This is a genomic window from Candidatus Pelagibacter sp. HIMB1542 (assembly GCF_052047835.1).
Taxonomy (GTDB): Bacteria; Pseudomonadota; Alphaproteobacteria; order Pelagibacterales; family Pelagibacteraceae; genus Pelagibacter.
In genome coordinates, this window is record NZ_JBNAJB010000001.1 from 1 (window position 1) to 13,009 (window position 13,009).

14 protein-coding genes are annotated in these 13,009 nt (G+C 23.7%); 10 read left to right on the forward strand and 4 right to left on the reverse strand.

The genetic code is table 11. The features are described from left to right. The 10 genes from ACTTBI_RS00005 to ACTTBI_RS00050 form a co-directional block, all read left to right on the forward strand. Positions 1-866 (forward strand): hypothetical protein (locus ACTTBI_RS00005; RefSeq protein ID WP_440652085.1); only part of this gene is annotated, 866 nt, incomplete at its 5' end. A 275-nt stretch (positions 867-1,141) separates the two neighbouring features. Further along, positions 1,142-2,158, forward strand: a complete 1,017-nt coding sequence (locus tag ACTTBI_RS00010; protein ID WP_440652086.1) for an N-acetylneuraminate synthase family protein — start codon at positions 1,142-1,144, stop codon at positions 2,156-2,158. Further along, positions 2,151-3,311, forward strand: a complete 1,161-nt coding sequence (neuC, locus tag ACTTBI_RS00015) for a UDP-N-acetylglucosamine 2-epimerase (protein WP_440652087.1) — start codon at positions 2,151-2,153, stop codon at positions 3,309-3,311. The genes ACTTBI_RS00010 and neuC overlap by 8 nt, the downstream gene beginning before the upstream one ends. A 115-nt stretch (positions 3,312-3,426) precedes the next feature. Next, the gene (locus ACTTBI_RS00020; protein ID WP_440652088.1) at positions 3,427-4,134 is read left to right on the forward strand and encodes an acylneuraminate cytidylyltransferase family protein; all 708 of its coding nucleotides are present in this window, start codon (positions 3,427-3,429) and stop codon (positions 4,132-4,134) included. Beyond that, complete coding sequence (locus ACTTBI_RS00025) at positions 4,134-4,907, forward strand: SDR family NAD(P)-dependent oxidoreductase (protein WP_440652089.1); 774 nt, start codon at positions 4,134-4,136, stop codon at positions 4,905-4,907. Before ACTTBI_RS00020 ends, ACTTBI_RS00025 begins: the two co-directional genes overlap by 1 nt. A gap of 76 nt (positions 4,908-4,983) precedes the next feature. Further along, positions 4,984-5,916, forward strand: coding sequence for an NAD-dependent epimerase/dehydratase family protein (locus ACTTBI_RS00030; protein WP_440652090.1), 933 nt, complete (start codon positions 4,984-4,986; stop codon positions 5,914-5,916). Further along, positions 5,903-6,880 carry an NAD-dependent epimerase/dehydratase family protein gene (locus ACTTBI_RS00035; RefSeq protein WP_440652091.1) on the forward strand — a complete coding sequence of 326 codons (978 nt, stop codon included), beginning with the start codon at positions 5,903-5,905 and terminating at the stop codon, positions 6,878-6,880. The genes ACTTBI_RS00030 and ACTTBI_RS00035 overlap by 14 nt, the downstream gene beginning before the upstream one ends. Next, positions 6,877-7,473, forward strand: a complete 597-nt coding sequence (locus ACTTBI_RS00040) for a thiamine pyrophosphate-dependent enzyme (protein WP_440652092.1) — start codon at positions 6,877-6,879, stop codon at positions 7,471-7,473. The genes ACTTBI_RS00035 and ACTTBI_RS00040 overlap by 4 nt, the downstream gene beginning before the upstream one ends. Before the next feature lie 3 nt (positions 7,474-7,476). After that, on the forward strand, positions 7,477-8,010 hold the full coding sequence (locus tag ACTTBI_RS00045; protein WP_440652093.1) for a hypothetical protein: 534 nt from the start codon (positions 7,477-7,479) through the stop codon (positions 8,008-8,010). Continuing rightward, entirely contained in the window at positions 8,003-8,971 is a 969-nt protein-coding gene (locus ACTTBI_RS00050) for a GDP-mannose 4,6-dehydratase (RefSeq protein WP_440652094.1), read from the forward strand. The genes ACTTBI_RS00045 and ACTTBI_RS00050 overlap by 8 nt, the downstream gene beginning before the upstream one ends. Here ACTTBI_RS00050 and ACTTBI_RS00055 read toward each other — a convergent pair. The 4 genes from ACTTBI_RS00055 to ACTTBI_RS00070 all read right to left on the reverse strand — a co-directional run bounded on the left by ACTTBI_RS00055 (position 8,968) and on the right by ACTTBI_RS00070 (position 12,923). After that, positions 8,968-9,960 (reverse strand): GHMP family kinase ATP-binding protein, encoded by a 993-nt coding sequence (locus tag ACTTBI_RS00055; protein ID WP_440652095.1) that lies wholly within the window; start codon positions 9,958-9,960, stop codon positions 8,968-8,970. The two genes, ACTTBI_RS00050 and ACTTBI_RS00055, sit on opposite strands and share 4 nt — an antisense overlap. Before the next feature lies 1 nt (position 9,961). Further along, positions 9,962-10,762, reverse strand: coding sequence for a hypothetical protein (locus ACTTBI_RS00060; protein ID WP_440652096.1), 801 nt, complete (start codon positions 10,760-10,762; stop codon positions 9,962-9,964). A gap of 8 nt (positions 10,763-10,770) precedes the next feature. Further along, positions 10,771-11,874 carry a hypothetical protein gene (locus tag ACTTBI_RS00065; protein ID WP_440652097.1) on the reverse strand — a complete coding sequence of 368 codons (1,104 nt, stop codon included), beginning with the start codon at positions 11,872-11,874 and terminating at the stop codon, positions 10,771-10,773. A 212-nt stretch (positions 11,875-12,086) separates the two neighbouring features. Continuing rightward, the gene (locus ACTTBI_RS00070) at positions 12,087-12,923 is read right to left on the reverse strand and encodes a hypothetical protein (RefSeq protein WP_440652098.1); all 837 of its coding nucleotides are present in this window, start codon (positions 12,921-12,923) and stop codon (positions 12,087-12,089) included. Between the last annotated feature and the right edge of the window lie 86 nt (positions 12,924-13,009).

The window sequence follows — 13,009 nt, forward strand, 5'->3', positions numbered from 1 at the left end:
ATATTTTACAAAGTAACAATAATATTAATAAAATAAAAAAAATTAAAACAATAAATAATCTTATTAATAAGTATAAGTATATTAATTTTTATGGCAATAATGATGGCATGGAATGCTATTTATTTCTTAAAAAAAAACAAAATGTAAATTTTCATTTTCTTGAACATGGTCATGGAAATTTGCTGCATTTTTATCTAAATAAAAATAACCTTAAAGATATAGTTAAAAATTTTATATTAAAATGCTTATTCCATATAAATTTAAATTTAAGTTATCCGGTAAGTTTTAATTCCTATAATGGCTCACTTGCAACACAAAATATGAAATTAAGAATTAATGGAAATACCGTTAAAAAAATACACAAATTAACAAATTTAGATAAATTTGTTTTTAAATATTTTAAAAAAATAAAACCACCATCAGAAAAATTAATTTGGATTAATTTTTTTGATCCAAGTTTGAAATTTAAAACCAAAAAATTTAATGAAATATTGAACTATTTAATTAAAAATTATAATAAAAAAAAAAATATCTTATATATTAAAAAACATCCCAATAAAAATTACAAAATTGATATTCATTCACAGAAACTTATAAAATTCCTTAAAAGTAAAAAAATTAAATTTATTATTGAGAATAAAAAAAGAACATTAATTCCAATAGAAATTATTTTCTTATTTTATAAAATTAAAGAGAGTTATTCTTTTTTAAATACTAGTACATTAATTAACGCTAAGCTTATAAAAAATTACAAAAATTATATATTTTTGGATTATAGTTTGAATTGTTCACAAGTTTATAAATATTCTAAAAACATTAAAAATTTTTATTTAAAAAATTTTAGAATTAACACCAATTTTATCTAAAAATGCAAATTTATAATGAAAACTCAATAACTAAAAAATTTAATCTCTTTTTTAGTGAAAAGGGTAATGTTTTAAAAAAAGAGACCAAAGGTTCAAATATTAGAAAAGTATCTTTTCACTATCTTAAGTCTGATTATTTAATACTAACTTTTACTAACTTAAATATTTATATGGTGCTAACTATTAAAGTATTTTTTAATAAAAAATTTTGTTTAGCTTTTAAAAAAACTTTAAAAAGTTATATATTAAGGAATTTATCTAGTTTATTGTAAGCTATGATTAATAAAATCTTTAATCCTAGTTATCCAATATTGATACCAGAAATAGGAATTAATCACTTCTCATCTCTTCGCAACGCAAAAAAAATTGTTGATAGTGCTTATAATTCTGGAAGTAGAGTGATTAAAGCTCAAGTTCATATTCCAGAAAAAGAAATGTCTTTAGAGGCTAAGAGAATTAAACCTGGTAATTCAAATCTTAGTATTTATGAAGTGATAGAAAAAAACTCTTTTAAATTAAATCAAGAATTAGAATTAAAAAAATATATTGAGAAAAAAAAGATGCTTTATATTGCCTCAAGTTTTTGTCAGGAAGCTGCCATATGGTTACATGAAAATGGTACAAAGGTGTTTAAAATTGGCTCAGGAGAATGTGGTAACATCCCATTTGTAAAATTAATAGCAAGCTTTAATAAACCAACAATTATGAGTACAGGCATGCATGAAATTAAATCTTTAAAAAAATCTGTAAATGAATTTAAAAAGAGAAAAATTCCACTAATATTAATGCATTGTGTTAATTTATATCCAACAAAATTGGAATTATCAAATCTTGGTAGAATTAAATTATTACAGAAAAGTTTTCCTAGAATAAAAATAGGATTGTCTGATCATACAGCAGGACTAGAAACTTCAATGACTTCAATTGCTATGGGAGTTAAAGTTATTGAAAAACATTTTGTTTCTAACAAAAAAAAACAAGGTCCTGACGTTAAAGCTTCTATTGATGAAAAAGAATTGAATTATTTTAATGTTAATTCTAAAAAATTGTATACATCAATATTTTACCCAAAAAAATACTTGAAAGAAGAACAGGTTACGAGAAAATTTGCATATCATTCTGTGGTAGCAAAAATAGATATTAAAAAAGACGAAATTTTAAGTTTAAAAAATCTTTGCTATAAGAGACCTGGTACAGGAGATTTTCATGCAAATAAAATATTTGATTTAATTGGAAAAAGATCGAAAAAAAATATTAAAGCTAATACCCAAATCAAGAAAAACTATGTATAAAAAAAAAATCGCATTTCTTACTGCGACTAGAGCTGATTATGGAAAATTAAAATCTCTTATATTGGAAACACAAAAATTAAAAAATATAAAAACTTATGTTCTGGTCGCGGGAATGCATAACCTAAATTTTTTTGGTAATACTATTAAGGAAATTAAAAAAGACAAAATTAAAAATCTAGTAAAACTAGAGACTCAGGAAGATCATTCTGAGAAACCCAGTGAAGTTTTTGCAAAAACTACAGAGGTTTTTAATAACCACTTTAAAAATTGTGATTATGATTTGGTCATTATTCATGGTGACAGAATAGAGCCTTTGTCAGTTGCAATAACATGCAATTTAAATGGAATAAAAGTTGCTCATATAGAGGGTGGAGAGTTATCAGGGAATATTGATGACTCAATTAGGCACGCCATCACAAAATTATCACATATTCATTTTGTAACTAACAAAAAAGCAAAAAACAGGATTATCCAAATGGGAGAAAGCAGAAAAAGCATTTTTATTGTTGGTTCACCTGATATTGACTTGTTAAAAAGTAAAAAACTACCTAGCTTAAAATCTGCTTTAAAGAGGTACAACATACCCTTTTTAAATTATGGATTAGCTATTTTACATCCTCTAACTGCTATATCAAATAAAGAACAAAAAACTAAAGCTAAAATTTTTTTTGATGTTTTGAAAAAATCGAAATTAAATTACATTGTGATTAAACCAAACAATGATTTTGGAAACGAATTTATTTTAAATGAAATTAAACTTATAAAACAAAAGAATTTTAAAATTTTTCCATCAGTAAGATTTGAATATTTTTTAACTTTTTTAAAATTTTCAAATTTTATTGTTGGAAATTCAAGCTCTGGTATAATGGAAGCACCTTATTATGGAATTCCTTGTATAAATATTGGAGATAGACAAAAAAATAGAAATAAAAATTCAAATCAAAAGGATGTAAATTATAACAAATATCAATTAACTAATACAATAAACTATTTCTCAGGTAAAAAAAAAAGATATAAAAGAAAATTGTTTTTTGGAGATGGTAATTGTAAGAATAAATTTTTAAAATTAATTAAAGATAAAAATTTTTGGAATATTAAAACCCAAAAATATTTTGTCGAGAGAAAATTATATAGAAATGAAATTTTTAGATAGTCTATTAGCATATTAAATAGACATCAAAATATTTAAGGAGAAAAATTTATTTAAAATTAATCAAGAGGACCTTAAAAATATTATTAGAAAATAAATAAATTAACTCAAAAAAAATATGTTTAATAAAAAAAAAGTTTTTGCAATAATTCCAGCTAAAAAATATTCCAAAAGATTAAAAAATAAAAATTTAAAAAAAATTAAAAATAAAACCCTGTTAGAAATAGCCATTAACTCAGCAAAAAAAAGCAAAAATATTGATCACATTATCGTATCAACGGACTCTAAAAAAATAATTGAAATTTCCTCAAAATTAAATTGTGAAGTAGTAAAAAGACCCGCGCATTTATGTACTGAAAAAGCTTTAGCAAATGATGTAATATATCATTCTATAAAAAAAATTATTAAAAATCATAAGTTATCAGATTTTATAATCATTTTACTTCATGTAACCTCACCGTTAAGGACATACAGAGACATAAACTCTTCTTTTGATTTAATGAAAATTAAATCAACAAAGGGCATACTTTCAGTAAAAAGAGTTAATTCTAATTTGTTAAAGTCAGTATTTATAAAGAAAAATAAAATAATTCCTATTAATAAGGAAATTTTTCTTACTTCTAATGATCAATTTTTACCAAGATTATTCAAGCCAAATGGAAGTATATACATTTTTCAATCAAATGATTTTCTTATAAGTAAATCAATACCTTTTAAAAAAATGTTTCCATATGTAATGCAACAAGAGAAAAGTATTGATATTAACAATATAAATGATTTAAAGACTGCGAGAAAAGTTTTTAATAAACTAAATATAAAATCTTAATGAAAAAAGCTTTAATTACAGGAGCGAGTAAAGGGATAGGATTAGAAATTTCTATTCAATTTGCCAAAAAAAATTATGATTTAATTTTAATTTCAAATAATCAATCAAATCTTATTAGAGCAAAGAAAAAAATTATGTCTGTTAATAAAAATATACATTGTAAAACATACAAATGTGATTTGTCTGATGAAAAGAAGACCATCAAATTATTTAACAATATTAAAAAGACTAACTCAATAGATATACTAATTAATAACTTTGGTGGAAATCATGTTAAAAGTAAAAAAAAGTTAATTGATCACAACAATTTAAACCAATTATTTAAAAGTAATATATTGTGTTCTTATATTGCGATCAAATCTTTTGTGGGTCAAATGGTAAAATCTAGATGGGGCAGGGTTATAAATATTTCTTCAGCGGTTAATCAAGAACTTGGTGGTGATTTAAATTATAATTTAGTTAAGACTGCTCAGGTGAATCTAATAAAGAACTTATCTACTAATATTTTATACTTAAAAAATAATGTTACATTTAATGTTGTATCCCCTGGAGCTATTTTGACGGAAACAAGCAAATGGCAAAAAATTTTAAAAAACGATCCTAAGATTTTTAAACAGATCAAAAATAAACATTTCCCAATGGGATTTGGTAAAGCATTAGATGTTGCAAATATAGTAATATTTTTATGTAGTGATAGTAGTAAATATATTAATGGATCAAATATAGTGGTAGATGGAGGAAGAATTAACTTTAAAAATTCTTTAAATTCTTAAATTTAAAAAAAAGAATAAAAAATATATTTTTTTTTTAAAAGAATTTTAATTTATATTTCTATAATTAAAAAATATTATGAAAAAAATAACTATTTGTGGTGCTACAGGTTTTATCGGAACAAATCTTGTAAGAAAATTTTCAAAAAAATATAAAGTTTATGCAATTTATAATAAAAAAAAACCATTTAGTTTGAAAAACGTGAAATGGATTAAAGCTGACCTTAGAAACTATAAAGATTGTTTAAAAGTTACTTCTTTATCAAAGATTTTAATTCAAGCTGCTGCTACAACCTCAGGATCAAAAGATATAATTAACAATCCCTTTTTACATGTTACAGATAATGCAATAATGAATTCTTATTTACTTAAAGCATCTTATGTAAATAGCATTGAAAAATTTATTTTTACAAGCTGCACTGTTATGTATCATCACTCAAAAAAACCCTTAAGTGAAAATGATGTAGATGAAAGCAGGATTTTTAAAAATTATTATGGAGTTGGACATACAAAACTTTATGTTGAAAAAATGTGCAATTTTTATTCAAAAATATCAAATATAAAATTTTCTATTATAAGGCATTCAAATATATATGGTCCCTATGATAAATTTAGCTTGAGTAAAGGCCATTTTATTGGATCATCAATTAAAAAAGCTTTTTTAAAGAAAAAATTTATTCAAATTTTTGGTGCAGGAAATGAAAAAAGAGATTATTTGTTTGTTGACGATTTTTTAAGTCTTGTAGAAAAATTAATAACAAGACAAAAAAATAACTTTGAGATTATTAATTGTACATATGGTAAATCTTTTAAAATTATTGATATTTTAAAGAAAATTATAAAATTTAGCAAAACTCAAAAAAAAATAAAAAAAATAAAAGGCAAGAATATAAATGTTGATATTTTAGTTAATAGTAACAAAGCAAAAAAATTACTGGATTGGAAACCAAATGTCAGTATAGATGAGGGCCTTAAAAAAACTGTAAAATGGTACAAAAATGAAATTCTATAAAAATAAAAAAATTTTGATTACAGGGGGGACAGGATTGATTGGGATTCAGTTAGCTAATTTATTAGTTGATTCTGGCGCAAAAGTGACTGTTGCTTCGTTAGAAACAAATCCCGAACTTTCTAAGAAATGTAAATATGCAAAATTAGATCTTAGAATTATAAAAAATTGTTTAAAAATAACAAAAGGCCAAGATTTTGTATTTCATTTGGCAGGTATAAAAGGTTCTCCAAAACTTACGATGACAAGGCCATATAGTTTTATGACACCAATGATTCTATTCAATACAAATATGATGGAGGCATGTAGACTAAATAAAGTAAAAAGATATTTGTACACAAGTTCAATAGGAGTATATAACCCAAAATCTTTAATGAGCGAAAAAGATGTTTGGAAAACTTTTCCCTCAAAAAATGATTGGTATTCAGGATGGGCAAAAAGGATTGGTGAATTACAAGTAGAAGCTCTATCTAAGGAAGAAAGCAATAAAATGAAAACTGTAATAGTCAGGCCTGCTAATGTGTATGGTCCTCATGATAATTTTGATGTCAAAACTGCTATGGTAATTCCTTCTTTAATTAACAAGTTTGTAAATTCGAAAAATTATGAGGTAGAAGTGTGGGGAAATGGTAGTGCAATACGTGACTTTATTTTTTCAAAAGATGTCGCTTATGCAATGATGAAATTAATGAAAAGTGCTCCAAAAGAACCTGTGAATATAGGGAGTGGAAAAGGATTTAAGATACGCGAAGTTGTAAGTATAATTAACCAATACTTTAAAAATAAATTCAATATAAAATGGGATACTTCTAAACCTAGTGGAGATAAAATTAGAATTTTAGATATTAAGTCATTAAAATCTTTAAGTGGAAAACCTAAAACTTCTTTAAAAAGTGGAATATCTCAAACAATTGAATGGTATTTGAGAAATAAAAATAAACAAAATAGATTTAATATTTTTAAATGAGTAAAAAATTAACAAAAAAGGATTTATTAAAATTTGAGACCAAGATTTCAAAATTGTATGAAGATAAAAAAATAAAAGGACCAATTCATTTATCAGGTAATAATGAAAATCAATTAATTAAAATTTTTAAAAAAATTAAAAAAAATGATTGGGTTTTTTCTGGTTGGAGAAATCATTATCATGCATTACTCAAAGGTTGTTCAGCAAAAGATGTTGAGAATCAGATTATTGCAGGAAGAAGCATGACTTTAAATTCCTATAAAAATAAATTTTTTACATCGTCTATTGTTGGTGGAATAATTCCCATAGCTCTTGGAGTTGCTTTTTCAATAAAAAAAAAAAAGATGAAACAAAAAGTATGGGTTTTTATTGGTGACATGACTTATGAAACTGGTGTTTTTCATGAATGCTATAAATATGCAAAAAACTTCAGATTGCCATTAAAATTTGTGGTCGAAGATAATGATTTAAGCACAAACACTCCTACAAAAAGCGCGTGGGGCAAAAAACAAAAAAAATTACCTGATGTTTATTATTACTCTTATAAAAGAAAATATCCACATCATGGAATAGGTAAATGGATTTTATTCTAAAATATGTCTTATCTTAAAGAAATTCAGAAAAGTATGAAGTTTTTAGCTAAAAATAAAAATGTGATTTTTTTGGGGCAGTCTGTTGTCTATCCAGGCAGCTCTATATTTGTAAGTTTAAAAGATGTACCAAAATCAAAAAAAATAGAAATTCCTGTTATGGAAGAAGTACAAACAGGTATGGCTATAGGCATGGCTCTAAATGGTTATATCCCTGTTTCTTGCTATCCGAGATTTGATTTCCTTATTTTAGCCGCCAATCAATTAACTAATCATTTAGATAAAATTGATTATTTAACAAATAATAATTTTAAATCTAAAATTATAATTAGAACCATGATTGGGTCAACCAAACCTCTTAATGCAGGTTTGCAGCACACACAAGATCATACAAATGCGCTTAAAAAATTAATGCAATATTCTGAAGTTATTAAACTTAATAGAGAAGATGAAATTTTTGATAAATATACAAATGCTCTTAGCAAAAAAAATAAAAAAAAAGTGTTCATATTTATTGAAGATGGAAACAAGTATGCCTAAAATAGAAAGAAAGTTTAAGAAAGCATTAATAACAGGAATTTCAGGATCAGGTGGTAGTTATTTAGCAGAGTATATTTTATCAAACCAAAAAAAAACTAAAATTTATGGTACTTACAGGAAAGCAAATAAAATAAATTTTCAAAAGATAAAAAAAAAAGTTGTTTTAATTAAATGTGATTTAAAAAATTATAAAAAATTAAAAGATATTTTAAAAAAAATTAAACCTGATGTAATTTTTCATTTAGCATCAGATGCAGATGTAAAAAAATCATTCATAGAACCTTATAAAATTATACAAAATAATAATTTAATAACTTTAAATTTGTTAGAAGCAGTTAGAGTCCTTAAATTAGATCCAATAATTCAAATTTGTAGTACTTCTGAAGTATATGGAAATGTGAAAAAAAAATTTATGCCGATAAGTGAAAGTTGTAATTTACAACCAAATAATCCATATGCAGTTTCTAAACTTTTTCAGGATACTTTAGCATTTAATTATTTTAAAAATTTTGATCTTAAAATAATTATTACAAGGATGTTTACTTACTTAAATCCAAGGAGAAAAAATTTGTTTGCGTCCAGTTGGGCTTATCAGTTAAACAAAATTAAAGAAAATAAACAAAAAATTTTGTTACATGGTAATTTGAATAGTACAAGAACCATCATGGATGTAAGAGATGCTATGAGGGCATATTGGTTGGCTGCAGAAAAATGTAATATTGGAGAAGTATATAATATTGGTAGCAATCAAATTATGAACTTGAGAAGATTTATGAAATTTCTGAAATTATTTTCCAGAATAAATTTCAAAACTAAGCTTGATAGAAAACTTTTAAGGAAATCTGATATAGGTTATCAAATACCTGATTCAAGAAAATTTTCTAAAATAACAAAATGGAAACCCAAAATTTCTATAAATGATAGTATTAAATATTTGATTGATGAAACAAAAAAACTCTAAGAATCAGAATATATAATTTGACTTCCTTGATTTTCAAGTTGAATTTTAATAAATTTATCTTTTCCAAATTTATTCGTTATTTTTTTTTGTGAGTCTTTATCGGCAATAATCAATATAAAACCACTTGAGCCAGCACCCATCAATTTACAACCACTTGCACCAAGTTTAATAAAATTTTTACAAAAATAATCTATTTTTTGATTACTCACCGATTTATCGATTTTTTTTTTTAATTCCCAATATTCATTAAGTAACGAACCAAAGTTTTTTAAAAATTTATTGTTATTATTTGATTGTATTGTTCTAATTGCTTCATTGGTTAGATCATAAATATCTTTATAAATTATATAATTGTCCTTTATCTTTTTATTTTTTTTTGACTCTATTGATGATGCAATACGTTTTCCTTCAACAAGAAATAACAACATGTTTTCGTTAAGAATTTTTTTTTTAGACTTATATTTGTTAAGTGGAAATACCTTGAATTGATCTTTTTTAAATTTAACATAATTTAAATCTCCATAAGTAGCAGCAATTTGATCCTGATAACCAACATTTTCTTTTAATATTTTATGCTCAAAATAAATTACTTCCTTAGCTAAATTATACTTGGATAGTTTACGATTATGAAATTTGTTAATAGTGTTTATTAATCCTGTAGTAAAGCTTGAGCTACTTCCAAGTCCTGATCTTGATGGTAAGTCACCGTCATAAGTTATATGAAGTTTTTTATTTTTTAAATTATAATATTCAATACATTTTTTAATAACTGGGTGTTTTATTTTTTCAAAACTTTTTGCCTCTTCATTTAAATAATACCTTATTTTATATTTATAGTTTTTAATATTTTTAGCCTCTCTAAAAAATATGTAACCAAATTTATTGATAGAACTATTAATCACATGGCCATTATTTTCATAAGTCCATCCAGGCATATCAGTTCCACCGCCAAAAAAAGATACTCTGAATGGAGTTTTACAAATTATCATTTTAATAAAAGTTCCTTAAAAAATTTAATTTATATTTAAAAATAATTTTAATGACAATAAAAGTATATAATTTCCATAAATACAAAAATTTTTTAAAATAATTGTAATTATTTATTTTTAGTTGAATTTTATATAAATCACTTAGGATATTATTCATACCCTCCAATGTTAATATACTTCCTTCATATATTTTTTTATCTAATAATAGTTGTCTACCTTTTATAAAAGTTTGATCTTTTCTGCTTATTTGGTTGTGGACAATTTTTATATTTTTACAAATAAAATATCTGTTTACACTTGAAGCAATAATTAATAGCTCTGTATCAGTTTCATAGCAATTGGCAAATTTCTTTGTAATGTTATACCATTTTTTTGATATAATCTGACATAACGGCCAATTTTTATTTCCTTGATTGTGCCTGGTACTAAGCAGATAAAGCTGGTCTTCAGGAAGATTATTAATTTTTTTGTCTAAATTAATATCCCAATTCTTTGTATTAATTGTCATATCGTCAGCAAAATATATAAAAAATGATCCTGACGAAATACTTATTAATTTTTTCAATCTTTTTGGATTTTCTCTATAACCTTTTCCCCTTTTGCAAATTTTTTCTTTAATTAAAAAATCAAACTTTTTTTTACTTTTTTTTACAAAAAAAATTGTATCTTGATCATCTTCATCTACTGCAATTAAAACTTCTATCAATTTTTTATTTTTAGTATTTTTAGAAATACTTTGAAGCGCTTTGTTTAGTAGGATAGTTCTATTTCTAGTACAAATGAAAATTGAATATTTTTTCATTAAAATCTTTAGAATAATTTATTCCATTTTTGATATTCGTAGAAAAAATTTAATAGATATTGTTTGTCAACTTTAGGTATTTTCTCTTTTTTAATGATATTTATTGCTTTGGAGCAGATTTGTTTACAAGTTAAAAGATAACTTTTCTGCTTTATAACCTTTAGTCCTTTAAGTATATCTACAAATTTATCAGTCATATAATCATTTTGATACTCTAGCATAAGATCTTTCCATAAATTATGAGGATTTCTTAATTGTGTGACTACAGGCTTTCCAAAAAAAATTGTTTTTTTATGAATCTCAGCAATTTTACAAATCATATAACTACCCCAGATGTCTGCATTTCTTCCTGTTGAAATAGGAGTAAAATAAACTGGTATCAAATCTCTTATCATTCCTGAGTTCTGGTTGTTAAATGAGGTCCATGTGCCAGGATATAATCCATATTGTTTAATTTTTTTATTTTTAAAACCTGTTACTCGTATATCTCCATATAATCTAGTTACTGCATCTACATCAGGATCTCCAAATACAGATCCATTAAAAAATATTGGCTCAATTTTTTTATTGATTAATTTTGAGTGAGATTTTTTATTTCTTTTCGACCAAGGATAAGCTCTAGGATAAAATTCTCTATTTTTTTTTTCTTTTAAAAGATTATATATGTTGAACCATCCATTTTGGCTTTTAATTAATTTAAAATTAGAGGGTTTTGTTAATTTCATTGCCTCAGATAAATAATCTTTTTCAAGGACAAAATTATCATCATCAATATGTAAGTTTAAGTCACAATTATCTAAATAGGATAAATAAACAGCTATAAATTTCATAATTCCAGTTCCAAACTTGGTCAATTTAGCTAAACGAGGAAACTGTTTGTAAATTTTTTTTACTTTTGAATAATCATAATATTTAAATTCATATGGATACTTTTTATTTAATTTTGTTATATAATTATCAACTCCAACAGGTGTTTTTTTATCCCCAATTATATAAAATATAATATTTTGGTGTTTATTTTTTAAAAAATTTTTTGCAAAACCATCTAAAAAATAAGGCATATAAATAGTAGTCGTACAGAAAGCAATTTTTGGGTTTTTTAAAAGTTTCATATTTGTAATCCTGATTGTATAAAATTAATAATTCCTTTTTAAAAGCTGAATTTATATCTCAATATATTTAGTGTTTATACTTATTTATTTATACCTACAACTCAATATATTATTTACTATTTATATAAACTTTCTTAAAATTGAAAAACAAGTCTGTTCAGCTGCATTAATTAATATAATTTTCATATAAATTTTATTTAAAATTGAATAAATTATAGTTTAATTTTATCAATCGACATTTCATGATATCCTTCGCCAGGAATAAATAGAACTTTTTTTCTTCCTGTTCCTTGATATGTGTTCTTAGATTTTTTAAATTCAGATACTGGAATTATTCTTACGTCTATTGATGCCCGGGAATGATTTATAAGCGGTAGTGTACTATGAAGACATCTAGAGTCAAAAATAACTGATTTACCAAAATTAAAATTCTGTACTTTTGAAAAGTTTTTTAATTTTTCAGAATATTTTTTTTTATTTTTATTAAGATCGTCAAACTCAAAATTTAATTCTTCAAATATTTTAATAGTTTCTTTTAAGCTTGTTATTGAAAATCCATACCCTTCTTTTTCATTTGGTCTATTTAATGGGATCCACAAATTAATACCAAAAGGAGGATGACCAAGTTGAATGTCTGAATGAAAAAATGGATAAAAAATTTCAGATGTTTTGTGAGGCACTTGAACACGTAAGGTTGGATTTTTTTGAAAATAAAAATCTTCGCCAATAAATTTTCTTATATCCTCCTTTAGTAATGTTATATAATTATATTGGAAATCTTCACCCATTTCATAGAAATTTTTCGACAATTCATTTACGCCAAATTCTAAATCGTAACTTTTTTTTTCATCTTCGATCATTTTATGGACATTTGATATATCTTCAAAATTTATATTTTTATTTAAAACGGTGTTAAGTTTTTTTAAAAAAATTTTATTTAAACTAGCTACATGAGGTGTATCAATAATTACAGAATAAGATTCAAATTTACTTTGAAAAAAATTACAATTAATAAAGTCTTGTTGTAGAAAAGATTTATTAGACATCATAATACTAATACTTAATAAAAATATGAATTCAATATTTTTTAATATTAAAAAATATTTAAGCTTACTAACTTAAAATAACTAATGTT

Coding starts and splice junctions, on each gene's coding strand:
- ACTTBI_RS00010 (WP_440652086.1), top strand. CDS start 1,142: ATGATTAATAAAATCTTTAATCCTAGTTATCCAATATTGATACCAGAA.
- neuC (WP_440652087.1), top strand. CDS start 2,151: ATGTATAAAAAAAAAATCGCATTTCTTACTGCGACTAGAGCTGATTAT.
- ACTTBI_RS00020 (WP_440652088.1), top strand. CDS start 3,427: ATGTTTAATAAAAAAAAAGTTTTTGCAATAATTCCAGCTAAAAAATAT.
- ACTTBI_RS00025 (WP_440652089.1), top strand. CDS start 4,134: ATGAAAAAAGCTTTAATTACAGGAGCGAGTAAAGGGATAGGATTAGAA.
- ACTTBI_RS00030 (WP_440652090.1), top strand. CDS start 4,984: ATGAAAAAAATAACTATTTGTGGTGCTACAGGTTTTATCGGAACAAAT.
- ACTTBI_RS00035 (WP_440652091.1), top strand. CDS start 5,903: ATGAAATTCTATAAAAATAAAAAAATTTTGATTACAGGGGGGACAGGA.
- ACTTBI_RS00040 (WP_440652092.1), top strand. CDS start 6,877: ATGAGTAAAAAATTAACAAAAAAGGATTTATTAAAATTTGAGACCAAG.
- ACTTBI_RS00045 (WP_440652093.1), top strand. CDS start 7,477: ATGTCTTATCTTAAAGAAATTCAGAAAAGTATGAAGTTTTTAGCTAAA.
- ACTTBI_RS00050 (WP_440652094.1), top strand. CDS start 8,003: ATGCCTAAAATAGAAAGAAAGTTTAAGAAAGCATTAATAACAGGAATT.
- ACTTBI_RS00055 (WP_440652095.1), bottom strand. CDS start 9,960: ATGATAATTTGTAAAACTCCATTCAGAGTATCTTTTTTTGGCGGTGGA.
- ACTTBI_RS00060 (WP_440652096.1), bottom strand. CDS start 10,762: ATGAAAAAATATTCAATTTTCATTTGTACTAGAAATAGAACTATCCTA.
- ACTTBI_RS00065 (WP_440652097.1), bottom strand. CDS start 11,874: ATGAAACTTTTAAAAAACCCAAAAATTGCTTTCTGTACGACTACTATT.
- ACTTBI_RS00070 (WP_440652098.1), bottom strand. CDS start 12,923: ATGATGTCTAATAAATCTTTTCTACAACAAGACTTTATTAATTGTAAT.